The 16703-nt window shown below is 63.8% G+C and carries 16 protein-coding genes, 2 pseudogenes and 1 other annotated feature; of the genes and pseudogenes, 8 read left to right on the top strand and 10 right to left on the bottom strand.

Annotated features, from left to right (window positions below; translation table 11 throughout):
- Positions 1 to 105 precede the first annotated feature (105 nt).
- The 4 genes from C6Y53_RS01725 to C6Y53_RS01710 form a co-directional block, all read right to left on the bottom strand.
- Positions 106 to 468 (bottom strand): hypothetical protein, encoded by a 363-nt coding sequence (locus tag C6Y53_RS01725; RefSeq protein ID WP_211299437.1) that lies wholly within the window; start codon positions 466 to 468, stop codon positions 106 to 108.
- Positions 469 to 723: 255 nt separating this feature from the next.
- Complete coding sequence (locus C6Y53_RS01720) at positions 724 to 1968, bottom strand: phage major capsid protein (RefSeq protein WP_211299436.1); 1245 nt, start codon at positions 1966 to 1968, stop codon at positions 724 to 726.
- 262 nt (positions 1969 to 2230) lie between these two features.
- Positions 2231 to 2737, bottom strand: coding sequence for a hypothetical protein (locus C6Y53_RS01715; protein ID WP_106470856.1), 507 nt, complete (start codon positions 2735 to 2737; stop codon positions 2231 to 2233).
- Between the two features lie 241 nt (positions 2738 to 2978).
- Positions 2979 to 4210, bottom strand: a protein-coding gene (locus C6Y53_RS01710) for an IS3 family transposase (RefSeq protein WP_106470855.1) whose coding sequence is annotated in 2 segments (ribosomal slippage) — positions 2979 to 3913 and positions 3913 to 4210 — 1233 coding nt in all. Because the reading frame shifts where the segments join, the coding sequence is not laid out codon by codon here.
- Positions 3804 to 3920: a sequence feature (AL1L pseudoknot), on the bottom strand. Its footprint overlaps the gene before it by 117 nt.
- Before the next feature lie 353 nt (positions 4211 to 4563).
- Here C6Y53_RS01710 and C6Y53_RS01705 point away from each other — a divergent pair.
- The 3 genes and pseudogenes from C6Y53_RS01705 to C6Y53_RS01695 form a co-directional block, all read left to right on the top strand.
- Positions 4564 to 4710 (top strand): transposase, encoded by a 147-nt coding sequence (locus C6Y53_RS01705; protein ID WP_149615428.1) that lies wholly within the window; start codon positions 4564 to 4566, stop codon positions 4708 to 4710.
- A gap of 280 nt (positions 4711 to 4990) precedes the next feature.
- A pseudogene (locus C6Y53_RS01700) lies at positions 4991 to 5749 on the top strand (helix-turn-helix domain-containing protein); the annotation flags it as partial.
- 188 nt (positions 5750 to 5937) lie between these two features.
- Positions 5938 to 6420, top strand: a pseudogene (locus C6Y53_RS01695) (integrase core domain-containing protein); the annotation flags it as partial.
- Positions 6421 to 6787: 367 nt separating this feature from the next.
- On the opposite strand, the gene parE reads toward C6Y53_RS01695, so the two are convergent.
- The 3 genes from parE to C6Y53_RS01680 all read right to left on the bottom strand — a co-directional run bounded on the left by parE (position 6788) and on the right by C6Y53_RS01680 (position 10411).
- On the bottom strand, positions 6788 to 8743 hold the full coding sequence (gene parE, locus C6Y53_RS01690; RefSeq protein ID WP_106470854.1) for a DNA topoisomerase IV subunit B: 1956 nt from the start codon (positions 8741 to 8743) through the stop codon (positions 6788 to 6790).
- A 166-nt stretch (positions 8744 to 8909) separates the two neighbouring features.
- Positions 8910 to 9521 (bottom strand): glutathione S-transferase family protein, encoded by a 612-nt coding sequence (locus tag C6Y53_RS01685; protein ID WP_106470853.1) that lies wholly within the window; start codon positions 9519 to 9521, stop codon positions 8910 to 8912.
- Positions 9518 to 10411 (bottom strand): alpha/beta fold hydrolase, encoded by an 894-nt coding sequence (locus tag C6Y53_RS01680; protein ID WP_106470852.1) that lies wholly within the window; start codon positions 10409 to 10411, stop codon positions 9518 to 9520. Before C6Y53_RS01680 ends, C6Y53_RS01685 begins: the two co-directional genes overlap by 4 nt.
- Positions 10412 to 10542: 131 nt before the next feature.
- Between C6Y53_RS01680 and ppk2 the strand changes: the two genes are divergently transcribed.
- Positions 10543 to 11472: a polyphosphate kinase 2 gene (gene ppk2, locus C6Y53_RS01675; protein ID WP_106470851.1), complete on the top strand. Its 930-nt coding sequence runs from the start codon at positions 10543 to 10545 to the stop codon at positions 11470 to 11472.
- A gap of 167 nt (positions 11473 to 11639) precedes the next feature.
- A complete protein-coding gene (locus C6Y53_RS01670; protein WP_244614922.1) occupies positions 11640 to 13022 on the top strand; it encodes an MATE family efflux transporter in 1383 nt (460 codons plus the stop codon).
- A gap of 26 nt (positions 13023 to 13048) precedes the next feature.
- Here the strand turns inward: C6Y53_RS01670 and C6Y53_RS01665 are convergent, their stop codons facing one another.
- Together C6Y53_RS01665 and C6Y53_RS01660 are read right to left on the bottom strand one after the other, a co-directional pair.
- A complete protein-coding gene (locus C6Y53_RS01665) occupies positions 13049 to 13459 on the bottom strand; it encodes a hypothetical protein (protein WP_106470849.1) in 411 nt (136 codons plus the stop codon).
- A gap of 7 nt (positions 13460 to 13466) precedes the next feature.
- Positions 13467 to 14669 carry a pyridoxal phosphate-dependent aminotransferase gene (locus C6Y53_RS01660; protein WP_106470848.1) on the bottom strand — a complete coding sequence of 401 codons (1203 nt, stop codon included), beginning with the start codon at positions 14667 to 14669 and terminating at the stop codon, positions 13467 to 13469.
- 106 nt (positions 14670 to 14775) lie between these two features.
- Here C6Y53_RS01660 and C6Y53_RS01655 point away from each other — a divergent pair, with 106 nt between their 5' ends.
- The 3 genes from C6Y53_RS01655 to C6Y53_RS01645 all read left to right on the top strand — a co-directional run bounded on the left by C6Y53_RS01655 (position 14776) and on the right by C6Y53_RS01645 (position 15995).
- Positions 14776 to 15177: a helix-turn-helix domain-containing protein gene (locus C6Y53_RS01655; RefSeq protein WP_106470847.1), complete on the top strand. Its 402-nt coding sequence runs from the start codon at positions 14776 to 14778 to the stop codon at positions 15175 to 15177.
- Entirely contained in the window at positions 15174 to 15440 is a 267-nt protein-coding gene (locus C6Y53_RS01650; RefSeq protein WP_244614921.1) for a succinate dehydrogenase assembly factor 2, read from the top strand. Before C6Y53_RS01655 ends, C6Y53_RS01650 begins: the two co-directional genes overlap by 4 nt.
- Positions 15441 to 15503: 63 nt before the next feature.
- Positions 15504 to 15995 carry a MarR family winged helix-turn-helix transcriptional regulator gene (locus C6Y53_RS01645; protein ID WP_106473902.1) on the top strand — a complete coding sequence of 164 codons (492 nt, stop codon included), beginning with the start codon at positions 15504 to 15506 and terminating at the stop codon, positions 15993 to 15995.
- Here the strand turns inward: C6Y53_RS01645 and C6Y53_RS01640 are convergent.
- Positions 15992 to 16699 (bottom strand): DUF1194 domain-containing protein, encoded by a 708-nt coding sequence (locus tag C6Y53_RS01640; RefSeq protein WP_425300353.1) that lies wholly within the window; start codon positions 16697 to 16699, stop codon positions 15992 to 15994. The two genes, C6Y53_RS01645 and C6Y53_RS01640, sit on opposite strands and share 4 nt — an antisense overlap.
- Between the last annotated feature and the right edge of the window lie 4 nt (positions 16700 to 16703).

Raw genomic sequence — 16703 nt, 5'->3', positions numbered from 1 at the left:
CACCCGGCGCACTTTCGGCGGCCTGACGCCCTTTCGCCATTTGCCGCGCGAACTTCCGCAGACTGGCCTCCATCCGAACGACGAGTGCGCCTTTCGCCGATTGTGTCATTGGTTGCCCTCCATGAACGTCGCCCAGGGATCATCGTCGTCCGGGTCATTCGGTGCCGGTGCCACATTGGAACGCGTGACGGGTGTTGCTCCAAGACTGGATAGCTGTTGCCGATGTTCGCGCATCAGCGCCGTAGTGACGGCCTCGCCACCGACCTCGATCTGCGCCCGCGTGATGCAAGCCAACTCGATCAATGCCCGGTCAGCTTTCGCCAGCCATGGCAGCTCTTCCATGAACGTGACCCAAATCCTGCGATGGGTCGCGTCGAAGTACTCGGGCGGATTGCCCAGAGGGCCACCGCCATCGGGTTCGCTGCGGTCCCTGAACCGCTCGGGGTGTTTCCTGTCTGCCCCGGTCAACCTCGCCTTTGCCAAGGGTGTTCTGTTCCGTCCCATCTGCCTGCCTCTCAGGTTTCTAAATCGGGGATGCGTGAAGATGACCTGGGCGTCGGTCTGGGGACGGATAGGTCACAGAGATTTGACCACCCCCCCCCCGTGGGCCGGAGCCGTGACGGTATTCGCCACGCTCCGGCTGCGGGTGTTTGTGTCCACTCCACCGCCCGCTGGAAGTGGTGCGCGCAAAGAACTGCGAGCAGACGCGCACCCCATTGACCATTAGCCCTGCACCCCGGTGATGGTATGGAAGGCCGCTTCATGCTGTGCGGCGATATCGGCGCGCATGTGCGCCAACAGGCCGTACTGATAGTTGTCGGCGTAGCGTTCCTTCAGAACCTCAACGCGGATCTCGGAACGAATGCCAACCATCAGGTGAGCGAAGTTACCGAGAAAGATGGTCGATTCATCCGAGCCCGCACCGCCATCGGCCGGGATTGCCGTGGTCGTCAGCAGGGGAATATCCGCGACGGCCTTGGGTGCCATCAGGGGTTGCCCGGTGCTGTCGGTCAGGCCGGTCAGGGTGCCTTCGTCGCGCGGGTGCATGATGATTGCCGAGATCGGGCCGGCATTGGCGCTGAGAATGCCAGTGCGCGCCGCCACAAAAGGCGCATACGTGGTCAGTGCCGCATCATGCGCCGTGGTACCGATGCCGGTCATGTTCGCGATGCCTTCCGGTTCAGGAGCGGTGCCGCTGCCCAGCAGGGCAACGCGGTCCAGTTCCTTCGCCAGAGCGGTTGCGAGGATGCGCGGCAATTCGGTGTCCAGGTTAAGAGTGTCCTGGAACAGTTCCCTCGAAACCTTGGTTAACACCGCCAGCGACCTGGGAACGAGCGGCACGTTGGTGAAGGTCGGGTCGGACTCGGCAACCACCGCGTTTTCAACCCGCCATGCCGGAACTGGATCGGACGCCAGCTTGGCGATGTTGTTGTTGTCGCTGCCGAGCGGTACCGTGCGAGCACCTGCTGTGATAGCAACCGAGCTGGCGCGCAACAGGTCGATCAATTGCGCCGAGAGCATGGTCGGCACGGTATAGCCGCCCGCGCTGTCGGTGCCTTCCGCCAGGGCGCGTTTCTCGGCTTCGGACTTCGCGCCGCGCACCATCGCGCCCAGATACTGCCCAAGGGTCAGGTTGTGCTTGTCCGGCTGTTTCGCCTGCGCCCAGGTCGTCACGCGGTCTTCGGGCTTCAAGCCAAAGGCCGCATCGCGCGCATCGCCTTCGTTGCCGCTGCCGTCAACGGTTTTGTCATCGCCACGGGGGCGGCGGTGGTCGCCATCGTCAGAGCGGGCCTCTTTGGCCTCCTCGATTTGATCGTGAATGTCATCTGCCTCGGACAACGTGGCGTAGAAATCGCGCTCGATTTTCCGCGCCTCTTTCTCGGGCGTGTCATCGGTGATTTTCCGGTACAGGCCACGGGCTTCCTTCAGCTTTGCCCGATGCTGTACCCTCAATTCCTGGATATTCATTTCTTGTATCCTTCGCATTTGGGGCGCGCGTCTGAAAGCCGCCCCGCTTGATGGGGTTGTGCTTTCTCCTGCGCGTGGGGCGAAGGGTGGCCAGCCGGTGTTTCGGCGGCGTGCTCCGAACAATGTTCGGGCAAATCACACTGCACATAGGATACATGTTCTCCCAACGTTCTGTCAATTGCCGCCCGACGCAAACGCAGCTTTCTGCGCAGACGCGCGGCGCGAAAGTTCCGCCGCCGGGTGGTTTTGTTGGCTCGTGCCATCAGGCTCTTCCGCACGGCTGGCGGCGCTTCTGTTCTTCGTGCAACAGGTACTGAATCGCCTTGTCCAGTTCCGGGACCCGCTGATTTTCGTCCTTGATGACCGTGGTGGCTGTCGTCGCGACATTGCCGCGCCCGCGACGGTGGGTGTCTTCGGGTTTGTCGGGATCGAGGATTTCCAACGTCGCACCGATCTTCGCCGCCGCTTCCTTCGCCGCACGATACTTCGCAGGGTCGCGTGCCTCGGCCCTTGACAGCGTGTGGGCGGGCTTTGTCCCTTTGGGGTAATAGTTGCCGTCAGACGCACGCTCATAGCCCATGTCGGCCAGTTGCTTGTCGGTCTCGGTCTGCTGTTCGAGACGGCGTTGCAGGTCTTTCTTTTCGTCCAAGACGCGGGCATTGAAGTCGTGCAGCCCGTCGAGTTTCTTCTGCTGCGCACCCACGGTTTCGGTCAGCGACGAAACCTGCTGAATGAGAGCTTTGAGGGCGGCGGATGTATCGTCGGCCATTGCGGTGTCCTTTCATGTCACAACCAAAAACGGACACAGGCGGAGGCCCATGTCCGTTCTCTGATTGGACATGACGAGACCACCGATCCGTCACCGACAATGTATCAAGCGGCTCTTGCTGCCCCGACCGCAGAAGCAGGTGGAGCGCGTTTTGAAGGGGTGTTTTTCAGGTGGAGCCAACGCGCCCGAATTTGCTGCACTGAACCGCCCCGGGTTTCCGAGAGGCTTTTTTGTTCAAGACCTACGCGGCTTTTTCAAGGGTGTTCATCTGTTCGTAGAATGTATCCTCCACTTCCTGTGGCGGCCGGTGCCCGATGGCGCTGTGTAGCCGCTCGTTGTTATACCGGCTGACCCATTGCAGGGTCTCCCATTCGACCTGGGCCATGGATTTCCAGGGGCCGAGGAAGTTGATCACCTCGGTCTTGAACAGGCCGATGACGCTCTCGGCCAGCGCGTTGTCATAGCTGTCGCCCACGCTGCCCACCGAAGTGTCGATACCGGCATCGGCCAGGCGCTCGGTGTAGCGGATGGACAGATACTGGCTGCCGCGATCGGAGTGATGGATCAACCCGCCGCCTGTTGGGCATCGCTGGCAGATGGCCTGGTTCAGGGCATCCAGCACGAAGCCTGTCGTCATCGAGGTCGAGACGCGCCAGCCCACGATCTTGCGGGCGAAGACATCGATGATGAAGGCCACATAGACCATCCCCGCCCATGTCGACACATAGGTGAAGTCCGACACCCAGAGCTGATCGGGCATGGCAGCCACGAACTGCCGGTTGACCTTGTCATCAGGGCAAGGCTGCGCTGGATCGGGGATGGTTGTCTTCTTCTGGCCCCGCACAACCCCTTGCAATCCATGAAGATGCATGAGCCTTTCCACGGTGCAACGCGCGATGTCGTGCTCATCGCGCCGAAGCTGGTGCCAGATCTTGCGGGCACCATAACGGCCCCGGCTCTTGCCGTGGACTGCCTTGATTTTCTCAATATCCACAGCATCCTGCCTGGTGCGGTCCGAGGCAAGCTGGGGATTGCGCGCGATGGCGGCATGGCGATGGAAGGTTGCTGGGGCAATCTGCAGGACACGGCAGATCGGCTCGACCCCAAAGACCCCGCGATGCTTCTCGATGAAGGCGATCATTTGCGGAACAGGCGGTCGAGCTCCGCCTGGGCAAAATAAGCCGACGCCTTCTTCAGGATCTCGTTGGCCGTGCGCAGTTCCTTCACCTCGCGCTCCAGCGCCTTGAGGCGGGCCTTCTGCTCGCTGGTCAGCCCGTCGCGCTCGCCTGCATCGCGTGCCGCCTGGATGCACCAGGCGCGCAGTGTGTCGTGCGAGCAGCCAAGCTTCGGGGCGATCGCCCGATACGCCGCGTTGTCACTGGTGTAATCGGGCCGCCGTTCGCGGAATAGCCGGACGCCGCGCTCGCGGAACTCGGCCGTATATGCCGGCGTGCGCTTCTTCTTCGATTCCATAAGGATCATCCTCTGAGAGTTCTACTCTCTCGGAAACCCGGGGCGGTTCATCGCGCCCGCCTCGTGCTCGGTCAGAATGCCGATGATCTGTTCGTCCGTAAATCTTGTTCGCTTCATTGTCCGTCCCTTCATTGGGCCGGACTCTAATCAACGGTGGAGAAAAAATCCCGTGGCAGGTCAATGAACGGATTGGGTCCAGATCAAAATTGCGAACTCATAGCTCGTTGGACGCCCCTGGTATTCCCGATCCGGATCTTGCGGATCATTTGCCCATGCAGGTCGTTTTCAGAGGTGATTGCGAAAAATCGGACCAGTACTTAAGGTGGATCGACTGACAAGACGGACGACCCGAAATGACGAAAAGAAACCGGTATTCAGCCGAATTCAAAGCCAAGGTTGCGCTTGAGGGGATTCGTGAAGAGCTGACGCTGGCGGAGTTGTCGAGGAAGTACAGTGTTCACCCGAACATGATCGGCAACAGGAAACGGACCGCCATCTAGGACATGGCGTCTGGCTTTGAACTCGGGAAGCCGGATGATGCCCGTCAGTCAGAAGCCGAGATCGAGAAGTTGCATTCGAAGATCGGGCATCTGGTCGTGGAACGGGATTTTTTGGCCAGTACCTCGTATCAGTTGCTCGGGACGCGAGGCAAGAAATGGCGAGCGCCGCACATGCGCTGAGCGTGCGGCGACAGTGCAAGCTGCTGCGGCTGACGTGTTGAGCACACGACTTGATCTGACATTTCTGCTCTTTTAGAGCGCGATTAAGGAGTGTCGATCAATGACAGGCATTCAGGAAAAGATCATCAAGCCGAAGCTGGGGCTATTGGAATTGGCCAAGCAGCTCGGCAGCGTTTCGCAGGCCTGCAAAATGATGGGCTATTCGCGGGACAGCTTCTGCCGGTTCAGGGAATTGTATGAACAGGGAGGTGAACAGGCCCTGATGGATCTCAGCCGCCGCAAGCCGATCCTGAAGAACCGGGTGCCGGAGCATGTCGAAGAAGCGGTCATTGAACTGGCCATCGAAAACCCGGTCTTGGGCCAGAAACGGGCCTCGTGGGCGCTTCAGCAGAAGGGTATCATGGTGTCCTCGTCCGGCGTGCGGTCGATCTGGTTGCGCAACGACCTGGAAACCTTGAAGAAGCGGTTGAAGGCGCTGGAAGCCCGCGCTGCCCAAGACGGCATCCTGCTGACCGAAGACCAGATGGCGGCGCTGGAAAAAGCCAAGGCCAGAAAAGAGGCCCATGGTGAGATCGAAAGCCACCATCCCGGCTATCTCGGCTCTCAGGACACCTATTATGTTGGCACGATGAAGGGCGTTGGGCGCATTTACCAGCAGACCTTCGTTGATATCTTTGCCCGCGTGGCGATCTGCAAACTCAACACCGAGAAGACGGCGATCACGGCTGCCGATCTGCTCAACGACCGGGTGATCCCGTTCTTTGCCGAGCACAACATTGGCCTGCTGCGCATCCTGACAGATCGGGGCACCGAGCATTTCGGCAAGGTCGAGAACCATGCCTATCAGCTCTATCTGGCTGGACAAATACAACGAGCAGCGGCCGCAATCAGGAAGATACTGCTATGGCAAAACACCTAAGCAGACCTTCCGTGAAACGCTACACATCGCGGTGGAAAAGACGATCAGGGCTTCCGAGCCATCGGACAGACAGCAACCCATTCTCTGCACCGTTCGCTGAGGCGTCCGTCAGATCAAGTCTGAAGTCTTACGTATCAGATTCCTTGTCTGACGGCCGCAGGTTCCGCATCCTGTGCGTCATCGACGTCTTCAGCCGGGAATGCCTGGCCACCGTGGTCGATACATCGCTGTCCGGCCATCGCGTTGCCCGTGAACTGGACCGGATTGCCGAGATGCGTGGCGCTCCCTGCCTTGCGGTCAGCGACAACGGCACCGAGCTGACATCGAACGCAATGCTGAAATGGCAGGAGGAACACCAGGTTGAATGGCATTACATCGCGCCGGGCAAGCCGATGCAGAACGGCTTGGTCGAAAGCTTCAATGGCAGCCTGCGGGACGAATGCCACAACGAGCACCAATTCCCAACTCTGCGCCATGCCCGCCATTTGATTGCGGCATGGCGCGACGACTACAACCACCAACGCCCGCATTCGAGCCTCGACGTGCTCACACCGCGGGAGTATCACCAACGGTCAGAAGAGGACCAAACCCTGAACAGAGCTAACTTTTGACAGCGGACTCTCAGGGGAGCAGGTCAGGGCGTTCGTCAGCGACATGTGCCCACCGTGAAGCTCAAGGGGCTTTCTTGCCGTGGCACTCAGATACGCCGATGGCCGTTCCCACAGGTCCGGTTTCCAACTGAGGATCATCGTCAGATGCACCGTGATCCGGCCCGAATGTTCGGCCACCACCTGTTCGCCCTTCAGTTTTGCAGACGTCACATGCGTCTGGAACCCGGGCACATTTTGGTTGATTTCGACCTCCTCGATCCCCCCCTACGCCGAAGATTTGCAGGTACGGATCGTGGCCTATGTCAGTGTCCGACCAAAAAATGGCAGCTCAGGTCGGGTTGGCCCTCGCTCGCCCGGGGGGTGGACATCAAACATCCAATTCTTCCACGAAGCGCGCGTTTTCCTGGATGTACTGGAACCGCAATTCGGGTTTCTTGCCCATCAGGCGTTCGACCAGGTCTCCGGTTTCGCCGGGTTCGTCCTCGTCGATGGTCACCCGGATCAGTTTGCGGCTGGCCGGGTCCATGGTGGTTTCCTTCAGGTCCTTGGCGTCCATCTCGCCCAGGCCCTTGAACCGGGACACGTCGATCTTGCCCTTGCCGCCCAGTCCCTTGTCCATCCACATGTCGCGTTCGGCCTCGTCCAGCGCATAGACGCGGCGGGCGCCCTGGGTCAGGCGAAACAGCGGCGGGCAGGCCAGGTAGAGATGGCCCGCGTCGATCATCGGGCGCATCTGGGTAAAGAAGAACGTCATCAGCAGCGATGCGATATGCGCCCCGTCCACGTCGGCGTCGGTCATGATGATGACCTTGTCATAGCGCAGGTCGTCGAGGTTGAACCGCGTGCCCAGCCCGACGCCGAGCGCCTGGGACAGGTCCGAGATCTCGGCGTTCGATCCCAGTTTCGAACTGGCCGCGCCCAGCACGTTCAGGATCTTGCCGCGCAGGGGCAGCAGCGCCTGGGTCTTGCGGTCGCGGGCCATCTTGGCCGACCCTCCGGCGCTGTCGCCTTCGACGATGAACAGTTCGGTGCCTTCGCGCGCGTTCGACGAGCAATCCACCAGCTTGCCCGGCAGGCGCAGTTTCTTGGTCGCCGATTTGCGGGCGGTTTCCTTTTCCTGCCGGCGGCGCAGCCGTTCCTCGGCCCGCAGCACTAGGAAATCGAGAATGGCGCCCGCCGATTTCGTGTCGGCCGCCAGCCAGTTGTCGAAATGGTCGCGCACCGAGTTCTCCACCAGCCGCTGTGCTTCGGTGGTGGCCAGCCGGTCCTTGGTCTGGCCGACGAATTCCGGCTCGCGGATAAAGCAGGATACCAGCGCGCAGCCGCCCGTGAGCAGGTCGTCGCGGGTGATCTGGGCGGCCTTGCGGTTGTTCACCAGCTCGCCATAGGCGCGGATGCCCTTGAGGATCGCGGACCAGAACCCGGCGACATGGGTGCCGCCTTCGGGGGTGGGCACGGTGTTGCAATAGGACTGGATGAATCCGTCGCGCGACGGCGTCCAGTTGATCGCCCATTCCACCTTGCCCGAGGCGCCGAATTTCTCGCGGAAATCGACGGTTCCGGCAAACGGGGCATCGGCATAGGTGGTGGCGCCGTTCATCGTTTCGTTCAGGTAATCCGACAGCCCGCCGGGAAAGTGGAACGTGGCCTCACGCGGGGTTTCCCCGTCGTCGATGGCCGATTTCCAGCGGATCTCGACGCCCGAGAACAGGTAGGCCTTGGACCGGATCGACTTGAACAGGCGGGCGGGTTTGAACCGGTGGTGGCCGAATATCTCGGCATCGGCGTGAAAGGTCACGGTGGTGCCGCGCCGGTTGGGGGCGGCGCCGATCTGTTCCACCGGTCCCAGCGGCAGGCCACGCGAAAACCGCTGCTCATAGAGCTGCCGGTCGCGGGCGACCTGCACCACCATCGAATCCGACAGTGCGTTGACGACGCTCGCGCCGACGCCATGCAGACCGCCCGAGGTCTCATAGGCCTTGCCCGAGAACTTGCCGCCCGCATGCAGGGTGCACAGGATCACCTCGAGCGCGGATTTGCCCGGGAACTTGGGGTGCGGGTCGATCGGGATGCCGCGCCCGTTGTCGCGCACGGTCAGCGAATGGTCGTCATGCAGTTCCACCTCGATCCGGTTGGCGTGACCGGCGACCGCCTCGTCCATCGAGTTGTCGAGGATCTCGGCCACCATATGGTGCAGCGCGCGTTCATCGGTGCCGCCGATATACATGCCGGGGCGTTTGCGGACCGGTTCCAGTCCTTCGAGCACCTCGATCGACGAGGCATCGTAATCGGTCGGGGCGGTCTCTGTCAGGAGATCGTTCATGGCATCTGCTCTTGTTCTTGTGCTTTGCCCGATTATGGCAGATGCGGCCCGCCGGGGAAAGCTCCGGCCCGGTCACAGGCGCGGGATGCGTCCCGGACGGTCGGTGGGCCCACGATCGCGCCGGGGCCGCCCCCGCAATGTCACCCCCCCGTGACCGGATCTGCGCCTAGTCGCCGCCGCCACGGGTCAGGGCGCGCTGATAGGCGGGGCGGGCGCGCACCCACTCCACGAAACCGGCGAGTTTCGGGAACGCCTCGGCGCGTCCCATGCGCATCGCGATCTCGGCGGGAAAGCTGAGCATGATATCGGCGGCCGACAGGTCATCCAGAACGAAATGTCCGGATGGCCGCAGCACCGTTTCCATATAGCCGAAGTGATTGGCCAGTTCCGCCTGGATGCGCGGTTGCAGCGGTTCGCCCGCCTCGCCCAGCCGGCTGACATAGAGGTTCAGCAGGATCGGCGTCATTGCTGACCCTTCGGCGTAATGCATCAGTTCGAGATGCTGGAGATAGGCATCCGTGCCGGGGTCGGGGACCAGCTGCGCCCCGTGGCGGGCGCAGACCGCCTCGACGATGGCGCCGGATTCCGCGATCAGCTTGCCGCTCATCTCGATCAGCGGCGATTTCCCCAGCGGGTGCAGCGCGCACAGGTCGGGCGGGGCGAGCCCGGTTTCCGCGTCGCGTTCATAGCGCATGACCTCGTAGGGCAGGTCGAGTTCTTCCAGCAGCCAGAGGATGCGCAGCGACCGCGACCGGTTGAGATGGTGAACCCGGATCATTGGTCATCCTCCGCCGCGTCGATCCAGCCGAGGATCGCGTCCGCGACCGCCCGCGGATCCCGGTGGCACAGCCAGTGATCCAGCCCGGGCAGGGTGACGCGGGTGAGATCGGCGGCAAATTCCTCCAGCCCCTTGGTCGACACCGGCAGCAGCGCGGTGTCCGCATCGCCCCAGATCAGCAGGTGCGGGCAATGCACGATCAGCCGGTCGACCGGCAGATCGGGCAGCCCGGTGGCGGGTTCTCCGGGGGTGGCGACCACCAGCGGTGACGCGCGATACCAGTCGATCATCGCCCGCAGGCGCCCCGGCCGCGCCCATTCGGTCTTGTATTCGACCTGCCTGTCATCGCCGAGCCATCCCATGTCCATGCTGGCCGAGAACATCTTCCACATCTTCTCGAAATCATTTGCGGCCAGTTTGTCCTCGGACCCAGGTTCGCGCAGGGCGTGGATATATTGCGAGGCTGCGGTCTGTGCGCCGCCGGCGGCCACCGCGCGCTGGAACGGCACCGGGTGCACGCCGTTGGCGATGATCAGCCGCTCGACCAGGTCGGGACGGAACATGGCCAGCCCGTAGGCGACCGATGCCCCCCAGTCATGGCCCAGCACCGTGATCGGGCCGCCGCCCATCTGCGCAATCAGCGCCACCATGTCCCCGACCAGCGCCGAGGTGACATAGTTGCCCACGCCCTCCGGCGCCCAGCTCTGGCCATAGCCGCGCTGATCGGGCGCGATGCAATGGAAGCGTTCGGCGAGCAGCGGCGCCAGGTCGCTCCAGGCGCCGGAATATTCGGGAAAGCCGTGCAGCATCAGCAGCACCGGCAGGTCGGGCGCGCCCCAGCGCCGGATATGAAAGGGCCGGCCGTCCAGTTCGATCATCTCGCTGCGCATGGTGCCTCTCTGTCCGGAACCGCAAAACCTGAGCCTATTAGTTGCTTTTTGTTGATGCCAATCAAGTCGCGATCCCGCAAAACCTGCTAAATGCGTCCGATCACCACAGCCAGGAGCGAGGAGGGACCACCATGACCAGCGATGCGCAGCCCGTGCCGACGAACTCAGCCGAACACCCGGCCGCCGAAGCCTCGCGGACCCCCGGCGGGCCCAGCCCCGACGAGGTGCGCCGGGCCTTCGAGAGCGGGCGTTATCCATATTCGCGCAAGCTGGGGCGGCGGGCCTACGAGGCTGACAAGGCGGTGTTGCAGGCCGAGCTGCTGAAGGTGCAGCACTGGGCGCAGGAGACGGGCGAGAAATTCGTGCTGCTGTTCGAAGGCCGCGACGCGGCGGGCAAGGGCGGCACGATCAAGCGGTTCATGGAGCATCTCAATCCGCGGTCCGCGCGCGTCGTGGCGCTGAACAAGCCGACCGAAGAGGAACGCGGCCAGTGGTATTTCCAGCGCTATGTCGAGCATCTGCCGACAAATGGCGAAATGGTGTTCTATGACCGGTCCTGGTACAACCGCGCCGGTGTCGAACGGGTGATGGAGTTCTGCGCGCCGCAGGATTATCTCGAATTCATGCGCCAGACGCCCGATCTCGAACGGATGCTGGTCCGGTCGGGCATCCGCCTCTACAAATACTGGTTCTCGGTCACCCAGCGCGAACAGGTGCGCCGGTTCGACAGCCGTGCGACGGATCCGCTGAAACGGTGGAAACTGTCCCCGATCGACAAGGCCAGCCTCGACAAGTGGGACGACTACACCGAAGCCAAGGAGGCGATGTTCTTCTATACGGATACGGCGGATGCGCCGTGGACGGTGGTGAAGTCCAACGACAAGAAACGCGCCCGGCTGAACTGCATGCGGCATTTCCTGGCCTCGCTGGACTATCCCGACAAGGACCGCGGCATCGTGGGCGGACCCGATCCGCTGATCGTCGGGCAGGCCCATCATGTGATCCACAAATCGGATCATATCCTGGGCACCGCGCTGCATCCCGGCGTGCGGGTGCGCTAGCCGCGCGCGGCGCTGCCCGGCACGCCGGACATCCGCCGATCCGGGCCGGGCAGGCCGGGTCAGGGTCGCGGTTCGCTGTGCGGGGTATCCCGGTGCGGGGCTGTCGGGCGCGGGCGCGTCCGAAACGGGGTCTTGAACCGGCCGGTCGGGCCTCCTAATGCTGGCTGATGAACACAGCCGTTCCGATGACCATCCCCGGCCATGCCCGGGCGATCCTGCTGCTGGGCCTGCCGTTGATCGGCGGGCATCTGGCGCAGTTTGCCATCGGGCTGACCGACACGGTGATGCTGGGCTGGTATGGCATCGCCGAACTGGCGGCGGTCACGCTGGGGGCCAGCTATTTCTTCGTCTTCTTCATCCTGGGCTCGGGTTTCGCGCTCGCCGTGATGCCCATCGCCGCGGCGGCGGCCGCCGAAGGCGATGAACAGCGCATTCGCCGCAGCACCCGGATGGGGATGTGGCTGTCGATGATCTATGCGATGGCGGCGATGCCGGCGATGCTGTGGTCCGAGCAGATCCTGCGGATGCTGGGGCAGGATCCCGAGGTGGCCGCGCTGGCCGGTCAATACCTGCGAATCGCCGGCTGGGGGCTGTTCCCGGCGCTGCTGGTGATGGTGCTGAAGAACTACCTCGCCGGGCTCGAACGCACCCAGGCGGTGTTCTGGATCACGGTCACCGCGGCGGCGACCAACGCGTTGGCCAATTACATGCTGATCTTCGGGCATTGGGGCGCGCCCGAACTGGGCATCGTCGGGGCGGCCTGTGCCTCCATCGCCTCGCAGGCGGTGTCGCTGATCGCGGTGGTGATCTACCAGCGCCGCGCCCTGCCGCATTACAACCTGTTCCAGCGGCTCTGGCGGGTCGACCCCGAGATATTGTGGCAGGTGTTCCGGATGGGCGTGCCGATCGGGCTGACCACGGTGGCCGAGGTCAGCCTGTTTTCCGCTTCGGCGGTGCTGATGGGCTGGCTGGGCAAGGTGCCGCTCGCGGCCCACGGCATCGTCATCACCATCTCGAGCGGCACGTTCATGGTGCAGCTCGGGCTCAGCAACGTGGCGACGATCCGCGCGGGCAACGCCTATGGCCGGCGCGATCCGTTCCACATGGCCCGTGGCGGCAAGGTGGTGATCGCGCTGTCGCAGGCCTTTGCCGTGCTGACACTGGCCGCGTTCCTGATCTTTCCGGAACCGCTGATGTCGCTGTTCATGGAAACGGACAACCCGGTGCGCGACCAGATCCTCGTCATCGGGGTGCCGCTGCTGGTGGTGTCGGCGCTGTTCCAGTTCGTGGATGGCGCGCAGGCGATCGGGCTCGGCCTGCTGCGCGGGGTGCAGGATACCCGCGTGCCGATGATGATCGCGGTGCTGTCCTACTGGGGGATCGGGCTGCCCACCTCCTACATGCTGGGATTCGTGTTCGGGCTGGAGGGGATCGGTGTCTGGCTGGGCCTCTGCGCCGGGCTGGCCTGTGCGGCGGCGATGCTGATGTGGCGGTTCTGGCGCCGGGCGCTGGGGCAGGTCGAGGGCAGGGTGGCCGCGCAGCAGCCGTGACCGGTGGCGTCCCCGGGCCGGGCGGGTTATCCGCCGGCCTTCTTCGTCAGCCGGTCGGCCTTCTTGCGGACCAGCACCGTCCGCAGGTCATGCATCGCCAGCAACAGCCGGTCGGTCACCTCGTCGAGCTGGTCGTCGGTCGCCTTCGATTGCGCCCATTGGGCGGTCAGGTTCAGGTGATCCACGCTGCGGTGGATATCGTCGATGTCCCGCCGCGCCAGCAGCGCGCGGCGCTCCTCCATCCACTGGCGGATCTGGGCGAGATCGGTGTCCGACAGGGTGCGGCCGCCATGGGGCTTGATGTCGCCATTGCGGATGTTGATCACGGCGATCTGGTCCATCTCGATCCGGCGCTGCCGGTTTTCGGTATCGACACGGTAGACGAAGGCACCGTTGTCGCGCACGCGAAAGAAATAGTCGGGCAGTTCGGTGCTCATCCGGTCCTCAGGTCAGTGTGGCGCAGAAATCGGCGATCCGGGTGCAGGCCTCGCGCAGCGCGTCATCCGATGTGGCATAGCTGATCCGGAAACAGGGTGACAGGCCAAAGGCGGCGCCAAAGACCACCGCGACACCGGCCTCCTCCAGCAGCGCCGTGGCAAAGGCCTCGTCAGTGTCGATCCGGGTGCCGGCGGCGCTGCGGCGGCCGATCAGCCCGGCGATCGACGGATAGACGTAGAACGCGCCCTGCGGCACCGGGCAGGTGATCCCGTCGATGGCCGACAGCAGTTTCACGACCATGTCGCGGCGGCGGGCAAAGACCGCGTTGTTGGCGGCGATGAAATCCTGCGGGCCGGTCAGCGCCTCGAGGGCCGCCCACTGGCTGATGGTGCAGGGGTTGGACGTGCTTTGCGACTGGATCTTGCGCATCGCGGCGATCAGGTCGCGCGGCCCGCCCGCATAGCCGATCCGCCAGCCGGTCATGGCATAGGCCTTGGACACGCCGTTGCAGGTCAGTGTCCGGTCGTAAAGCCCCGGTTCCACCTGCGCGGGCGTGCAGAATTCGAACCCGTCATAGACCAGGTGTTCATACATGTCGTCGGTCATCACCCGCACCTGCGGATGGCGCATCAGCACATCGGTCAGCGCCTTCAGCTGCGCCCGGTCATAGCCTGCCCCGGTGGGGTTGCTGGGCGAATTGAAGATGAACCACTTGGTTCGGGGCGTGATCGCCGCGTCCAGTGCCTGCGCCGTCAGGCGAAACCCGGTTTCGAGCGTGGTCTCGACCGTGACCGGGGTGCCGCCCGCCAGCAGCACCATGTCCGGGTAGCTGACCCAGTAGGGGGCGGGGATGATCACCTCGTCGCCCGGATTGAGCGTTGCCATCAGCGCGTTGTAGAGGTTCTGCTTGCCGCCGGTGCCGACACTGATCTGGTCGGGGGCGTAGGCCAACCCGTTTTCGCGCGCGAACTTGGCGCAGATCGCCTGTTTCAGATCGGGCATCCCGTCAGGCGCGGTATAGCGGGTATGACCGGCCTCGATCGCGGCGATCCCGGCGCGGCGGATATTGTCCGGCGTGTCGAAATCGGGCTCGCCCGCGCTCAGCCCGATCACGTCGCGGCCGGCGGCTTTCAGCTCGGCGGCGCGGGTCGTCATCGCGATGGTCGGCGACGGTTTGACGCGCGAGAGTGTCGCGGAAAGGAAATTCATGGCCGCCCCGGTCTGTCATCTTGCCTCCACCCGTCATAGGGTGCGACCCGAAACCGATCAAGCGGCGATGCCGCCCGATGGATCCGGGAACACAGGAGAGCAGCGAATGACCCTCGAAGCGAATGACTGGTTTGGACCCGAGGCGGCCACCTTCGGCGACCGTATCGCCGGGGCCCGTGACGCCACGGGCATGACGCAGGGCCAGCTTGCGCGCCGCCTCGGGGTCAAGAAGGAAACGCTGGTCGCTTGGGAAAACGATGTCTCGGAACCGCGCGCGAACAAGCTGCAGATGCTGTCGGGGCTTCTCAACGTGTCGATCGGCTGGTTGCTGACCGGCGAGGGCGAGGGGGCGGCCGAGCCGGGCGACCAGGTGCAGGGCGCGACCGATTTCACCGGCGTGCTCGCCGAACTGCGCGAGATCCGCGCCGAGATGCGCGCCAATGCCGAACACGCGGCGCGGGTGGAAAAGAAGCTGCGCCAGTTGCTGCGCCAGCGTGAACTGACGTGACCGAGACCCGCGCCATTCGCGAGAAACGGCTGCGGATGCGGTCGATGCGCCGGGGCATCCGCGAGATGGACATGATCCTGACCGCCTTTGCCGGGGCCAACCTGCCGGATATGGACGAGGCCGCGCTCGACCTCTATGACGCGCTGCTGGGCGAGAACGATCAGGACCTGTACCAGTGGGTTACCGGGCAGGTCGCGCCGCCGGCGCGTTTCGCGCCGCTCGTGACCCGGATCGCCGGGACGTACGGGCCCGACCGGGCTTAACCACTTCTTCGGGATTTGTCGTCAATCTGCGTCATCAAGGATGACTCGGAGAGTGGCATGAAGATGGATTTGCAACTGGACCCGGCCCACCGCCGCGGGTTCATGGCCGGATATCTCGAGGCACTGGCATTGGTGGAACGGCTTCACCGGCTGTTGCTCGACGTGATCAAGGACGAATTCGAACGCGTCGGGATGCTCGAAATCAACGCGGTGCAGGCGCTGTTGCTGTTCAATATCGGCGACAACGAGGTGACGGCGGGCGAATTGAAAAGCCGCGGCTACTACCAGGGCAGCAATGTCAGCTACAACCTGAAGAAATTGGTGGAAATGGGCTACATGCACCACCAGCGCTGCGAAATCGACCGTCGGTCGGTCCGGGTCCGGCTGACGGCAAAGGGGCGCGAGGTTCGCGATGTGGTGGCCGAGCTGTTTTCGCGCCACGCGCAGGGGCTCGAGGAAAAGGGCGTGATCGGGATGGAAGGGATCGAGGACATCACCACCGCGCTGAAACGGGTCGAACGGTACTGGACCGATCAGATCCGGTATATCTACTAGGGGCGGGCGGGCAGGGCCGACAGCTGTGGCCCGCTCAGTTCGCGCAGCAGTTTGCGGCGCATGGCACGTTCGAAATCCTCGAAACCCTGCGCCACTTCGAGAAAGGCGCCGGGGCCGTGCAGGACCTCGTCGCGGTAGTAGTCGACGAGGCTCACCTCGCCCTCGAAATCGCCGGCATTGATCACCAGCCCGTTCACCGTGATCTCCTCGAAATCGAAGGCGCGGTAGGCAGAGGCGGGCGGGTAGCCGTGATTGTTGATGCCGTCCCCCGACACGTCCAGCGTCCGCAGCAGGCAGTCGGGCCCCGAGCGCAGGAGCGTGTTGCCGAAGCCAAGCGCCTCGCCGATCGCGGTGGGCAGATCGTCGCGGCTGCGGGTCGATCCGGCGATGGTTTCGGCCGCGGCGACCAGATCGGCCTCGTGGCGGATCATGCGCCAGTCCAGCAGCATCACCGGGGAACGCTTGCCGCTCCATTCATAGGCCGCCAGCGCCACCGGGCGGCCGGGTGACAGGAACGCGTGCCGGATCTCCGGGGCGATCAGCGCCGCCGCCAGCCCGCCCCGTTGCAACGCGTCCTCGCGGGCATCGACCGAGGCAGAGATATCGGTGGCCAGCACCAGCGCCAGACGGCATCCCGGCTGTTGGGCCGATGCCGGCGGCGCGGCCGCCGCCAGCCAGGCCGCGGCCAGAACCGCGCCCGGTATCGTC

It is taken from the genome of Pukyongiella litopenaei (assembly GCF_003008555.2).
Taxonomy (GTDB): domain Bacteria; phylum Pseudomonadota; class Alphaproteobacteria; order Rhodobacterales; family Rhodobacteraceae; genus Pukyongiella; species Pukyongiella litopenaei.
The sequence above is the reverse complement of the archived record's forward strand: the minus strand, read 5'-3'. Positions and strand labels throughout refer to the sequence as shown.